General features: G+C 61.0%; 12 protein-coding genes and 1 pseudogene. 4 read left to right on the top strand and 9 right to left on the bottom strand.

Going from position 1 to position 12,645, the window contains the following annotated elements; all coding sequences use genetic code 11:
* Window positions 1–25: 25 nt before the first annotated feature.
* From AC1VYI_RS16130 to AC1VYI_RS16120, 3 genes are all read left to right on the top strand, one after another.
* On the top strand, window positions 26–943 hold the full coding sequence (locus AC1VYI_RS16130; protein WP_047742252.1) for a DMT family transporter: 918 nt from the start codon (window positions 26–28) through the stop codon (window positions 941–943).
* Between the two features lie 61 nt (window positions 944–1,004).
* Window positions 1,005–1,274, top strand: a complete 270-nt coding sequence (locus tag AC1VYI_RS16125; protein ID WP_023311079.1) for a type II toxin-antitoxin system TacA family antitoxin — start codon at window positions 1,005–1,007, stop codon at window positions 1,272–1,274.
* Window positions 1,275–1,301: 27 nt separating this feature from the next.
* Window positions 1,302–1,802, top strand: coding sequence for a GNAT family N-acetyltransferase (locus AC1VYI_RS16120; protein ID WP_173654903.1), 501 nt, complete (start codon window positions 1,302–1,304; stop codon window positions 1,800–1,802).
* Window positions 1,803–1,875: 73 nt separating this feature from the next.
* Here the strand turns inward: AC1VYI_RS16120 and rutG are convergent, their stop codons facing one another.
* From rutG to rutA, 7 genes are read right to left on the bottom strand one after another with little or no spacing between them, the layout of a single operon-like run.
* Window positions 1,876–3,198 carry a pyrimidine utilization transport protein G gene (rutG, locus tag AC1VYI_RS16115; RefSeq protein WP_134866556.1) on the bottom strand — a complete coding sequence of 441 codons (1,323 nt, stop codon included), beginning with the start codon at window positions 3,196–3,198 and terminating at the stop codon, window positions 1,876–1,878.
* Between the two features lie 21 nt (window positions 3,199–3,219).
* The gene (gene rutF / locus AC1VYI_RS16110; protein ID WP_023311082.1) at window positions 3,220–3,714 is read right to left on the bottom strand and encodes an NADH-dependent FMN reductase RutF; all 495 of its coding nucleotides are present in this window, start codon (window positions 3,712–3,714) and stop codon (window positions 3,220–3,222) included.
* A gap of 9 nt (window positions 3,715–3,723) precedes the next feature.
* Window positions 3,724–4,314, bottom strand: coding sequence for a malonic semialdehyde reductase (locus AC1VYI_RS16105; RefSeq protein WP_045354561.1), 591 nt, complete (start codon window positions 4,312–4,314; stop codon window positions 3,724–3,726).
* Between the two features lie 9 nt (window positions 4,315–4,323).
* Window positions 4,324–5,124 carry a pyrimidine utilization protein D gene (rutD, locus tag AC1VYI_RS16100; protein WP_023311084.1) on the bottom strand — a complete coding sequence of 267 codons (801 nt, stop codon included), beginning with the start codon at window positions 5,122–5,124 and terminating at the stop codon, window positions 4,324–4,326.
* Window positions 5,125–5,131: 7 nt separating this feature from the next.
* Window positions 5,132–5,518, bottom strand: a complete 387-nt coding sequence (gene rutC / locus AC1VYI_RS16095) for a pyrimidine utilization protein C (protein WP_010429508.1) — start codon at window positions 5,516–5,518, stop codon at window positions 5,132–5,134.
* An 11-nt stretch (window positions 5,519–5,529) separates the two neighbouring features.
* On the bottom strand, window positions 5,530–6,219 hold the full coding sequence (gene rutB / locus AC1VYI_RS16090; RefSeq protein WP_023311085.1) for a pyrimidine utilization protein B: 690 nt from the start codon (window positions 6,217–6,219) through the stop codon (window positions 5,530–5,532).
* Window positions 6,219–7,310, bottom strand: a complete 1,092-nt coding sequence (gene rutA, locus AC1VYI_RS16085; protein ID WP_023617762.1) for a pyrimidine utilization protein A — start codon at window positions 7,308–7,310, stop codon at window positions 6,219–6,221. The genes rutB and rutA overlap by 1 nt, the downstream gene beginning before the upstream one ends.
* A 245-nt stretch (window positions 7,311–7,555) precedes the next feature.
* Between rutA and rutR the strand changes: the two genes are divergently transcribed.
* A complete protein-coding gene (rutR, locus tag AC1VYI_RS16080) occupies window positions 7,556–8,194 on the top strand; it encodes an HTH-type transcriptional regulator RutR (RefSeq protein WP_023311087.1) in 639 nt (212 codons plus the stop codon).
* Here the strand turns inward: rutR and AC1VYI_RS16075 are convergent.
* A pseudogene (locus AC1VYI_RS16075) lies at window positions 8,191–8,585 on the bottom strand (lysozyme inhibitor LprI family protein). The gene rutR and the pseudogene AC1VYI_RS16075 sit on opposite strands and share 4 nt — an antisense overlap.
* 51 nt (window positions 8,586–8,636) lie before the next feature.
* Window positions 8,637–12,599, bottom strand: coding sequence for a trifunctional transcriptional regulator/proline dehydrogenase/L-glutamate gamma-semialdehyde dehydrogenase (putA, locus tag AC1VYI_RS16070; RefSeq protein WP_134866555.1), 3,963 nt, complete (start codon window positions 12,597–12,599; stop codon window positions 8,637–8,639).
* Between the last annotated feature and the right edge of the window lie 46 nt (window positions 12,600–12,645).

The following is a 12,645-nucleotide window of genomic DNA, read 5'->3' as shown; positions in this document are numbered from 1 at the left end:
AATTGATCTTAACCGCGAGTGCCGCATGTCTGTCTCACGCTTCAAATTCTCCGTTAAACCGCAGGAAGCCATCCTCATTCTCATCACCATGTTCTGGGGCGGGACGTTTCTGGCCGTTCAGTACGCGGTGACCCTCAGCGATCCGTTCTTTTTTGTTGGCCTGCGCTTTGCGACGGCGGCGCTTGCCGTGGGGCTAATTTCGCTTAAAACGCTGCGGGGACTGACGCTGAAAGAACTTAAGGCCGGCGTGGCGATTGGGGTGGCGATAGCGATGGGCTACAGCCTGCAGACGTGGGGATTGCAGACCATCTCCAGCAGTAAATCCGCGTTTATCACCGCCATGTATGTGCCGCTGGTGCCGCTACTGCAGTGGCTGTGCCTGGGGCGGCTGCCGGGGCTAATGTCCTGTATTGGCATCGTGCTGGCGTTTATCGGCCTGATCTTACTGGCCGGGCCGGAAAACAACCTGCTTGCGCTGGGGCCGGGCGAAATCATCACCCTGATTGGGGCGATTGCCATTGCGGCGGAAATTATTCTGATTAGCGCCTGGGCGGGCAAGGTCGACGTCAAACGGGTGACGGTGGTGCAGCTCGCCACGGCGTCGCTGGTGGCGTTTGCGACGATGGTTCCGGCAGGGGAATCCGTGCCGCCGATGTCCACCGGCCTGGTGGTGGTCGCACTGGGGCTGGGTATCTTCAGCGCCATTATTCAGGTCACTATGAACTGGGCGCAGCGCAGCGTATCGCCAACCCGCGCGACGGTGATTTATACCGGCGAACCGGTCTGGGCGGGGATTTTCGGACGCATTGCTGGTGAGCGCTTGCCGCTTCTGGCGCTGGTGGGCGCGGCATTTATTGTCGCCGGGGTGCTGGTAAGCGAGTTAAAGGTCAGAAAGCGTCGGGGTGAGGTCAGGGATTTGACTGCAAAAGAAGGTTTAGATTGAAAAAATGGACAGGCTTATTTACGATGTGTACGGATGAATACCGTACACGGTGATGTAAACCATGCCAGCACTTAAAAAACAGCGTATCGATCTTCGCTTAACGGACGAAGACAAAACAATGATTGAAGAAGCGGCGGCGATGACGAACCAAACGATCACCCAGTTTATGGTGAACAGTGCGTCAGAGCGTGCTGCAGAGGTCATTGAGCAGCACCGTCGTCTCGTATTAAACGAAGCATCATGGACTGCGGTGATGGATGCCATCGACAATCCGCCTGAGCCAAATGAACGCCTGAAACGAGCAGCAAAACGGCTTCGAAACATGGAGTGAAGCGCCGTGGAGAATCTCACGATCGAAATGTTATCAGAGGGAACCGATTATGACTTCGAGGATTTTGATTGTGGCGAACCCTCGCTAAATGCCTTCCTTGCTGAACATCTGGTGCGTCAGCACAATGGGCGTATTTTACGAGCCTACCTGCTTAAAGAGCGCGATCGTCCGCGTGTCCTGGGTTATTACACGTTATCGGGAAGCTGTTTTGAAAGAGCGATGCTTCCTTCTAAGACTCAGCAGCGCCGGATCCCTTATATCAACGTACCCAGCGTGACGCTGGGACGTCTGGCTGTAGATAAAACACTACAGGGAAACGAGTGGGGAACAACGCTCGTCGCGCATGCTATGCGCGTTGTCTACCTGGCTTCACAGGCTGTGGGGGTACACGGAATATTTGTTGATGCCCTTAACGAGCGGGCAAAACGATTTTATCTGAAGCAGGGCTTTATCCCGCTGACAGGTGAAAACAGCCATTCTTTGTTCTTCCCTACAAAATCTATCGAACGGCTGTTTGAGCAAGAGTGATTGCTTTACTACCTGTTGTTCTGAAGGAATGTACATGTCGGGTAAGGCCTGGCCGTCACCCGACATGGTGATTTCATGAATCCTGATGCACCACGGCGCCCTGCGGCGCGGCGGCCATCCGGCGGCTCAGCAGGGCGTTAAGCAGGATCGCGCCGAAGGTCGCCGTACCAATCCCGCCAATCGTAAAGCCGCCCAGCATCAGGGCAAAATCGCCCGCGCCCAGCACCAGCGTGACCGCCACCATAATCAGGTTGCCGTTCTGGCTGAGATCGACCCGATGCTGCACCCAGATACGCGCGCCGGCTACGGCGATCAGCCCAAACACCACAATCGATGCCCCGCCGATGACCGGGGACGGAATGGTGTGGATCAGCGCGCCGAACTTCGGTGAGAAACCGAGCAGCATCGCCATCACCGCCGCCGCCACGAAGACCAGCGTCGAGTAGACCTTGGTCACCGCCATCACGCCGATGTTTTCAGCATAGGTGGTGACGCCGCTGCCGCCTACGGAACCGGAGAGCATGGTCGCCAGACCGTCACCGACGAACGCGCGGCCCATGTACGGATCCATGCTGCGCCCGGTCATCCCCGCAACCGCCTTCAGGTGGCCTAAGTTCTCCGCCACCAGGATCACCGCCACCGGTGCGATAAGCATCATCGCCTGGGTGTTAAAGGTGGGCGAGGTCACCTTCGGCAGGCCGAACCAGGCGGCCTGGTGGAGCAGCGTAAAGTCAACCGGCTTGCCCAGGCCGAAAACGTTGGCCAGCAGGGCATACACCAGACAGGCAACAATCAGCCCAACCAGAATCAGCAGCCGCTGAATCATGCCGCGCGTGAACACCGCCACCAGGCCGATGCACAGAACCGTGATCACCGCCATCCAGCTTTCAAACGGCGAGGCGGAGACGCTCCTGACCGCAATTGGCGCGAGGTTGAGGCCTATCGCCATCACCACGGCGCCCGTCACGACGGGAGGCATCATTCGCTCGATCCAGCGCGTGCCGATTTTCATCACCACCAGACCAATCAGGGTGTAGACCAGACCGCAGGCGATGATGCCGCCGAGGGCCACGCTCAGGTTGGGGTTGATCCCCTGGCCGTTAAACCCGGTGGTGGCGATGACGACGCCCACAAAGGCGGCGCTGGAGCCGAGATAGCTGGGCACGCGCCCGCCGGTGACGAAAAAGAACAGCAGGGTACCGATACCCGACATCAGAATAGACAGGTTGGGATCGAGTCCCATCAGCATCGGCATCAGCACCGTGGCGCCAAACATGGCGACCGCGTGCTGGACGCCCATCACCATCGTCTGCCCGAGCGGGAGACGTTCATCCGGCGCGACCACGCCTGCTTCTGTGGAGGTCGATTTCAACTGCCAGTGGGGAAATCCGAACATGGTCTGTCTCCTTAAGGCGGGTTAACAGGCGGGTCGCATAAGCGCGTGGTAGCCGCGGTCAAACCACACCAGCCCTTGCGGCGCGGGGTGGCGAATAATCGAAATAATGTCGCAAAACAGAATGTCGTGGGTGCCGACGCTCACTACCTGGCTGATGCGGCAGTCAAACGAGGCCAGCGCATCTTCCAGGCGCGGACAGCCCGTGTCGCCCGTCTGCCAGCGGGCGGCGGCAAAGCGTTCCGCCATCGGCGTTTTCCCGCCAAACAGGTTAGATAAAGGCTCCTGTCCGGCGCTCAGGGTATTCACGCAAAGGGTGCGGTTTTCGCTAAACGTTGGCCAGACGGACGCGCCGCGGTTCAGGCACACCAGCAGGGTGGGCGGTGAATCCGTTACGCTGCACACCGCGCTGGCGGTGAAGCCTGCCATCCCCGCCGGGCCGTCGGTGGTGATGATGTTGACCGCCGCGCCAACGCAGGCCATGGCGTCGCGAAAGGTTTGTTTATCCGGTGTTGTCATCATCGCTCCTTACGCCAGCCCGCAGGCATCGTCGAAGTCCAGGCGCGGCAGGCGCCCGTAAAGTTTGCCCGGGTCGCCGTAGCCAATGTTGATCAGCAGATTGCTTTTAAGCGTCGTGCCGGTGAAAAAGGCCTCGTCGACCTTTTGACGGTCAAAGCCCGACATCGGGCCGGTGTCCAGCCCCAGCGCGCGACAGGCGAAGATCAGGTAGGCAGCCTGCAGCGAGCTGTTGCGAAAGGCGGTCTCTTCCGCCAGCGCGGGGCTTGCGGTAAACCAGCTCTTTGCATCGCCGTGCGGGAACAGCTCGGGCAGGCGCTCGTAGAATTCACCGTCCCAGGCGACAATTGCCGTGACCGGAGCCGTGAGCGTTTTCTCAAGGTTGCCGCTGGAGAGCGCCGGGCGCAGCTTCTCTTTTCCCTCCGCGCTTCGCACAAACACAATGCGCGCCGGGGAGCAGTTGGCGGACGTTGGCCCCCATTTCATCAGGTTGTAGATTTCGCGCAGCGTTTCGTCGCTGACGGGCATATTCTGCCAGCCGTTATGGGTGCGGGCGCCGGTGAACAGCGTTTCCAGCGCGGCGGGGGTAATGGCTTCGCTCATTAAAGCTCCTTATAAAGCGGGTTCCGGGCTGTGCAGCAGGCTGGCAAGCCCGTTCAGCAGCAGGGTGTTGAAGGTATCCGGCTCGGTGACGTTGCAGGCATGCCCGCCCTGGCGCATCACCGCGCTATGGCTGTGCGGGATCGCCGCCTGCAGTTCAGACGAGCAGACCGCAGGCACCAGCATGTCGTCGGCGGAGCAGATGATCTGTACCGGGCAGCGAATGCGCGCCGCATGGCGGCTGAAGTCGGCCTTTTTCAGGGCGCTAAGCCTGTGCAGCAGGTTAGTTTTGCCCTGGAAATGGGCCAGCGCCAGCGCTTCTTCGGCCTCAAGACGGGGGGCGCGGGCGGCCATCCAGTCCGCCGGGTAAAGAAACAGCGGCTGCGCCTCGACCCACGCCTGGGCGCCGCCGTAATGCAGCAGCCGCTCGCGGATCTGAAAGCAGCGGCGGGTGTGGGCGTTGAGGGTTAACCAGCCGTTGACGCACACCAGCGCGGCGAGAGCGTCGGGTCTGTCGAGGGCCAGCTGCAGGCCGACCAGCGCCCCCAGCGCGTGACCCACGACGCTGTAGCGTTCAATCCCGGCATCCGCCAGCGCCCGGGCCAGCTCGTCCGCCATCTGCGCAAGGCTGTAGTCTTCCGGCAGGGTGGCGGGGTTATTGCCCGTTCCGAGCTGGTCATAGCACACCACCTGATACTCCGGCTCCAGCGCGGCCAACTGGGGCAGCCAGTAGCTGCCGCTGCCGCCGAGACCGGAAATAAAGACCACCACGGGCGCGCCTTCATACGGGGGCGGCGAGACGGAAAGTTTCATACCTGCCTCACTTCGCGATGTGCGCAACGGTGGCGATTTCAACCAGCGCCTCTGGCTTCACCAGCCCACACTGAATGCAGAACCGCGCCGGTTTATCGCCGGGGAAGAACTCGGCGTAAATCTCGTTAATCGCGGCGTAGTTTTTCCAGTCGGTGATAAAGATGCTGTTGAAGGTCACATCCTCCATCGTGCCACCCGCCGTTTCGATCACGGTTTTGATCGTCTCCAGCACGTGGCGGGTTTGCGCCTTTGGGTCGTTGATAAACACCACGTTGTTGTCTTTATCAAACGGCAGCGTGCCGGAGACATACACCACGCCGTCGGCGAGTGTGCCGGGGACAAAAGGGGCAATCGGCGTGCTGGTGCCCGGCGGAATAATCACGGATTTTGGCATCAGGTGTCTCCTCAGGCGATACGGGCAAGCGGGGGATTCAGGGCGTCGCAGAAATCTGCAACGTTACTGACCCAGCCAAAAAAGGTTTCGATATTGAACAGGGCCGCCTTCTGGGCGAATTCCGGCCCGGCCTGGTGGGTCGCGTCTTCCAGCACCACGCCAAAATACTCGAGGAAAAAGCCGTCGCGCAGGGTCGACTCCACGCAGACGTTGGTGGCGATCCCGGTGAATATCAGATGGCGAATGCCCCGGCTGCGCAGCAGGCTATCGAGCGGCGTGTTGAAAAAGCCGCTGTAGCGCGGTTTGGGCAGGACAATATCGCCCGCCTGCGGTACCAGTTCATCCACCAGCTGATAGTCCCAGCCGCCTTTCGCCAGCAGCTTGCCCTGCAGTTCGGGCCGTTTACGCATGGTTTTCAGGGCGTTCGACTTGTGGAAGTTGGGCGAGCCGGGGCCGCCGGCCTCGACGTACTGGTCATCCCAGCCGTTCTGGAACCAGATGATGAGCATGCCCGCGGCGCGCGCGGCGGCGACGGCGGTTTTAATGTTCTCAATCACCGGTCGGGTGGCGGAGACGTCGAACCCCGCCAGATCCAGATAACCGCCCTGGCTGGCGTAGGCGTTTTGCATGTCCACCACGATCAGCGCGCTCTGCTGGGGCGCGAAGGTAATAGCTTCCGGGCGTGCGTTAAGGGTCGTCATTACGCCACCTCCTTCGTGACGGCGGGGATGTGGGCGCGGCACTGCATCAGCGGCTGGATGCGCTCGCCGAAGGTCTCCACGCCGGTGAGGAAATCGTCGAAGGTCAGCAGAACGCCTTCCGCACCGGGCACGGCCGCCACTTCGTCCAGCATTCTGGCGACGCTGGCGTACGAGCCGACCAGGGTGCCCATGTTGATATTGACGGCGGAGGTCGGATCGGCCATCTGGCGAACGTTGGTATCTGCCCCGGAGCGGGTATCCTTCTGGCTCTGCTCGGTCAGCCAGCTCAGGGCCTCCTCGTCGGCACCATCCTTATAGCGCTCCCATTTGGCGCGCGCGGCGTCGTCGGTTTCGTCGGCAATGACCATAAACAGGACGTAGGAGCCCACGTCGCGCCCGGTTTTATCGGCGGCCTCTTTCATCCGCGCGGCGGTCGGGGCGAAGGCGGCAGGCGTATTCACCCCTTTTCCGAAGCAGAAGTTGAAGTCGGCGTATTTGGCGGAAAATTCCATCCCCGCGTCGCTTTGTCCGGCGCAAATCACCTTCATCGGCACCGACGGCTGCGGGCTGACGCGGCAGTCGTTCATGGTGAAGAAATCGCCCTTGAAATCGCTTTTGCCGGTCCCCCACAGGTCGCGCAGCACCTGTACGTATTCGGTCAGGTAGTCGTAGCGACGCGAGAAGTAGTCGTCACCCGGCCAGAGCCCCATCTGCTCGTACTCCGGTTTTTGCCAGCCAGTGACCAGGTTGACGCCAAAGCGCCCGCCGGAGATCGAGTCGATGGTGGAGGCCATGCGCGCGACGATTGCCGGGGGCAGGGTGAGGGTGGCGGCGGTGGCGTAGATTTGGATCCGCGAAGTGACCGCGGCCAGCCCGGCCATCAGGGTAAAGGACTCCAGGTTGTGGTCCCAGAATTCGGTTTTGCCGCCAAAGCCGCGCAGCTTGATCATCGAAAGCGCAAAGTCGAAATGGTAGTGTTCCGCTTTCTGCACGATGGCTTTATTGAGCTCAAAGGTCGGCATGTATTGCGGTGCAGTGGTCGAGATAAGCCAGCCGTTGTTGCCGATGGGTACAAATACGCCAATTTTCATCACGAACCTCTCTTCATTACGTCGCAGGTGTAACGGTGTTTTTGCAAAGGCAGTGCCAGTTTTGAAAATGGCTGTGTTATTAATGTGTTAATTAGAAGTTGGTGGATTGATGCGGCCAAATGTGGACTAACTGGTCAAAAACATTGCACAGAAAACAGGCATTCATGCACGATCGGAGTGCAGGGTGTCGTGGGGAGACGGGGGTTTTGCTATGCTGAGGGCAACGCAGAATAAGGAGAGCGGGAATGACACAAGGCGCAGTGAAAACACCAGGTAAACGTTCGCAGGCGGTGAGCGCCAAGAAGCAGGCGATCCTCAGCGCGGCGCTGGAGACTTTTTCGCAGTTTGGTATTCACGGCACGCGCCTGGAGCAGGTGGCGGAGCAGTCCGGCGTATCCAAAACCAATCTGCTTTACTATTACCCGTCGAAAGAGGCGCTCTATGTGGCGGTGATGCAGCAGATCCTCGATATCTGGCTGGCGCCCCTCAAAGCGTTCCGCGCAGAGCTGGCCCCGCTGGTGGCGATCAAAGAGTATATTCGCCTGAAGCTGGAGGTGTCGCGCGATTACCCGCAGGCGTCGCGACTGTTTTGTCTTGAGATGCTGCAGGGCGCGCCGCTGCTGCAGGCGGAATTAACCGGAGATTTAAAACAGCTGGTGGACGATAAGTCGGCCATTATTGCCGGATGGGTCGCCAGCGGAAAGCTGGCCCCGGTCGACCCGCATCATCTGATCTTTATGATTTGGGCCTCCACCCAGCATTACGCTGACTTTGCGGCCCAGGTTGAGGCGGTGACCGGTAAAACGCTCCAGGACGAGGCGTTTTTCCACAGCACTCTGGAAAACGTGCAGCGGATGATTATCGAAGGGATCCGCCTGCGCTAGTTCCCCGGCGGGAGAGGGCAGCTTAAGTCGCCCTCTTCACACTGCATCAGCGAGGCCAGAAACGCTTCGCGCTCCACGGTTTTTTCCGCCAGGCACTGGTTAACAATCATTGGCTGGACGCTCCCGCCTTCCGTCCCCGAACCGATAAACGCGCAGTCCGCATCGCGCAGGGTAATCCACGCCTGCTGCGCTTTTTTCAGCAGGTCTCGCTGGGGCGCTGCCGCACGCTTAACGGCGGCCTGATAGGTCTGGTTGAGTTTTTATCGGCAGCCTGGTACTGCTGCGCGCTACAGGTATTCAGCTCAAGCTGGGTGGTCGCTTTGTCGCACTCGTCGGCCAGCGCGCTGGCGCTCATTAGCAGTGCTGCACTGGCGATAAGATATCGTTTCATATACTCCCCAATAAAATAAGGCTCCGTCTCCGGAGCCTTATTAGCACAGCGTTAGCCTATTGTCATCAGGCTGGCGTTACCGCCTGCCGCCGCCGTGTTGACGCTGAGCGAGCGCTCCACGTACAGACGCTCCAGCAGCAGGTTGGTTTCCCCGCGCGCAAAGCCCTGCACGGAAACGATGGCACCGCTGCGGGCCGCCACCTGCTCGCAGAGTTCACGCAGCTGATCGGAATCACCGTGGTAGATCACCGCATCAAACGGCTGGGTTAGCAGGTTATCGGCTTTCGCGAAGCGAATGCGGGCCGAGACCGCCTTCGGCAGCTGTTTGGCGAGATCGCGATGCAGGGCATCTTCCGGCCACAGCACTTCACAGCCGGTTGCCATGGCGGCGGCCAGCTGCACCAGCGCGTCCTGCTCGTTATCGGCCACGCACAGCACGCGCTCGCGCGGCATCAGCGTCCAGGTGTTGCGCTCGCCGGTTGGACCCGGCAGCAGACGCTGCGTGCCCGCCTGCGCCAGCTCGCCGTACTGCTTCGCGACGGCACGCAGTTCAGGGCGTTTTTCCGCCCAGGCGATCAGCGCCTCCAGCGGCTGGGTCAGCACGGTTTTCAGCTGCGCATCCACCGGATAGTCCGCATCCTGGCGTGCCAGGGTGACGCCCAGGGCGTTCTCCGGACGGTTCGCCAGCAGACGGTACAGATAGAGCGGACCGCCCGCTTTCGGACCGGTGCCGGAAAGGCCTTCGCCGCCGAACGGCTGCACGCCCACGACCGCGCCGACCATGTTGCGGTTGACGTACAGGTTGCCCACTTTGGCGCTGCCGGTCACCTGCGCGATAGTCTCGTCGATACGGGTATGCACGCCGAGCGTCAGGCCATAGCCGGAGGCGTTGATCTGCTCAACCAGCTCGTTCAGGTTGTTACGGTTGTAGCGCACCACGTGCAGCACCGGGCCGAAGACCTCTTTTTTCAGCTCGTCGAAGCTTGCCAGCTCAATCAGCGTTGGCGGCACAAAGGTGCCGGTCCGCCATTCGCGGGCATCTTCGCTGTTCTCACGCACCGCCTGGAATACCGGACGTCCTTTCGCGCGCATGGTCTGAATGTGGTTTTCGATGTTGGCTTTGGCTTCCGCGTCGATCACCGGTCCGATGTCGGTGGTGAGACGGCCCGGGTTGCCCATGCGGCATTCGGCCATCGCGCCGCGCAGCATCTTCAGCGTGTGGTCCGCCACGTCGTCCTGCAGGCACAGCACGCGCAGGGCGGAGCAGCGCTGACCGGCGCTGTCGAACGCGGAGGCCAGCACGTCGACCACCACCTGCTCGGTGAGCGCGGAGGAGTCAACGATCATGGCATTCATCCCGCCGGTTTCGGCGATGAGCGGCGTAGGACGGCCCTGCGCATCCAGACGGGTGGCAATGTTGCGCTGCAGCAGCGACGCCACTTCGGTCGAACCGGTAAACATCACGCCGCGCACGCGGTTGTCGGAGGTCAGTTTGGCACCGACCGTTTCACCGCGGCCCGGCAGCAGCTGAACCACGCCCGCCGGCACGCCGGCTTCCAGAAGAATGTTGATGCCCTGCGCGGCAATCAGCGGGGTCTGCTCTGCCGGTTTTGCCAGCACGCTGTTGCCTGCGGCCAGCGCGGCGGCAATCTGGCCGGTGAAGATTGCCAGCGGGAAGTTCCACGGGCTGATACAGACTACCGGGCCGAGCGGACGGTGGGTTTCGTTATCGAAATCATCGCGCACCTGACCGGCGTAGTAGTGCAGGAAGTCGACGGCCTCGCGCACTTCGGCAATCGCGTTGCTGAAGGTTTTACCCGCCTCGCGCACCAGAATGCCGATGAGCGACTGCATCTGATCTTCCATCAGCACCGCTGCACGCTCCAGAATCGCGGCGCGCTCCTGCGGCGGCGTGGCAAACCAGATAGGGGCGTTGTTCACCGCGCCGTCCAGCGCCTGATCCACTTCCGCTTCGGTCGCTTCACGCGCGTAGCCGACGATATCCTTCGGCTCGGCCGGGTTGATCACCGGGTGCATTTCGCCGTCTGCAACGGGCTGCTCCAGCATCGGTTTGGCCTGCCACTTCTGCAGCGCGCTGTTGAGCAGGGCAGAGGAGAGGGACGCCAGACGGTGTTCGTTGGCGAGATCCAGACCCGCCGAGTTGACGCGGCCTTTGCCGTACAGCTCGCGCGGCAGGGCAATCTTCGGATGCGGCAGGCCAACCTGGCCTTCCTGCGCCGCCATCTTCTCAACGGCCTGCACCGGGTCGGCCACCAGCTCGTCGAGCGGCAGGGTGGTGTCGGCGATGCGGTTAACGAAGGAGGTGTTCGCGCCGTTTTCCAGCAGACGACGCACCAGGTACGCCAGCAGGGTTTCGTGCGTTCCCACCGGAGCATAGATTCGGCATGGGCGGTTCAGCTTGCCGTCCGCCACTTTACCGGTGACCTGCTCGTACAGCGGTTCACCCATGCCGTGCAGGCACTGGAACTCGTACTGGCCTGGATAGTAGTTTTGCCCGGCCAGGCTGTAGATCGCCGCCAGGGTGTGGGCGTTGTGGGTAGCGAACTGCGGATAGATCAGGTTCGGCACGCCGAGCAGCTTTTTCGCACAGGCGAGGTAAGAGACGTCGGTGTATACCTTGCGGGTATAGACCGGATAGCCTTCCAGCCCTTCCATCTGGGCGCGTTTGATTTCGCTGTCCCAGTAGGCGCCTTTCACCAGACGGATCATCAGGCGACGGCGGCTGCGGCTTGCCAGGTCAATCAGGTAATCAATGACGAACGGGCAGCGCTTCTGGTAGGCCTGGATAACGAAGCCGATGCCGTTCCAGCCTGCCAGCTCCGGCTCGAAGCAAAGTTTTTCCAGCAGATCGAGGGAGATCTCCAGACGGTCGGCCTCTTCGGCGTCAATGTTAATGCCGATATCATACTGGCGCGCCAGCAGGGTCAGGGATTTCAGGCGCGGGTAGAGTTCTTCCATCACACGGTCGTACTGCGCGCGGCTGTAGCGCGGGTGCAGGGCAGAGAGCTTGATAGAGATGCCCGGGCCTTCATAAATACCGCGACCGTTGGACGCTTTACCGATGGCGTGGATCGCCTGCTGGTAAGAGACCATGTAGGCCTGCGCGTCGGCGGCGGTCAGGGCCGCTTCGCCCAGCATGTCGTATGAGTAGCGGAAACCTTTATCTTCCAGCTTGCGGGCGTTCGCCAGCGCTTCGGCAATGGTTTCCCCGGTCACAAACTGCTCGCCCATCAGGCGCATCGCCATGTCCACGCCTTTGCGGATCAGCGGCTCGCCGCTCTTGCCGATGATGCGGTTCAGAGAGCGGGAGAGGTTGGCTTCGTTATGGGTGGAGACCAGTTTGCCGGTAAACAGCAGGCCCCAGGTGGCGGCGTTGACGAACAGCGACGGGCTACGGCCAATATGGGAATGCCAGTTGCCGTTGCTGATCTTGTCGCGGATCAGCGCGTCGCGGGTGGCTTTATCCGGAATACGCAGCAGCGCTTCCGCCAGACACATCAGCGCCACGCCTTCCTGAGAGGAGAGGGAAAACTCCTGCAGCAGACCCTGAACCATCCCGGCGCGGCCGGTGGCGGTTTTCTGGTTGCGCAGCTTGTCGGCTAACTGATACGCCAGGCTGTGCGCCTGTGCGGCAATGGCTTCCGGCAGGCGGGCCTGCTCCAGCAGCATCGGCACGGCGTCGGTTTCGGCACGGCGCCAGGCGCCGGTAATGGCGGCACGGCTGACGGACTGCGGCAGGATCTGCTCGGCAAATTCAAGGAACGGCTGATGGTTCTCGTCGCCAGCGGCCGGGGCTTCTTCGCTTTCATTCGCCGCGCCGGCCAGCAGGGCAGGCAGCTCCGGCAGGCCCTCATCGCTCTCGAGTCTTTCGAGATAGTTAAAAATCGCCTGCTTGATTAACCAGTGCGGCGTGCGGTCAATGCGGGTTGCTGCGGTCTTAATCCGTTCGCGGGTTGCGTCATCCAGCTTAACCCCCATGGTGGTCATACCCATGCCAAAGCTCCTGTTGTTCTGTAATAGCGTTCTGTAGATAGCGTGA

The sequence above is a fragment of the Enterobacter sp. QK-SA4 genome, assembly GCF_056856775.1.
This window is presented reverse-complemented; position numbering and strand designations above follow the sequence as displayed.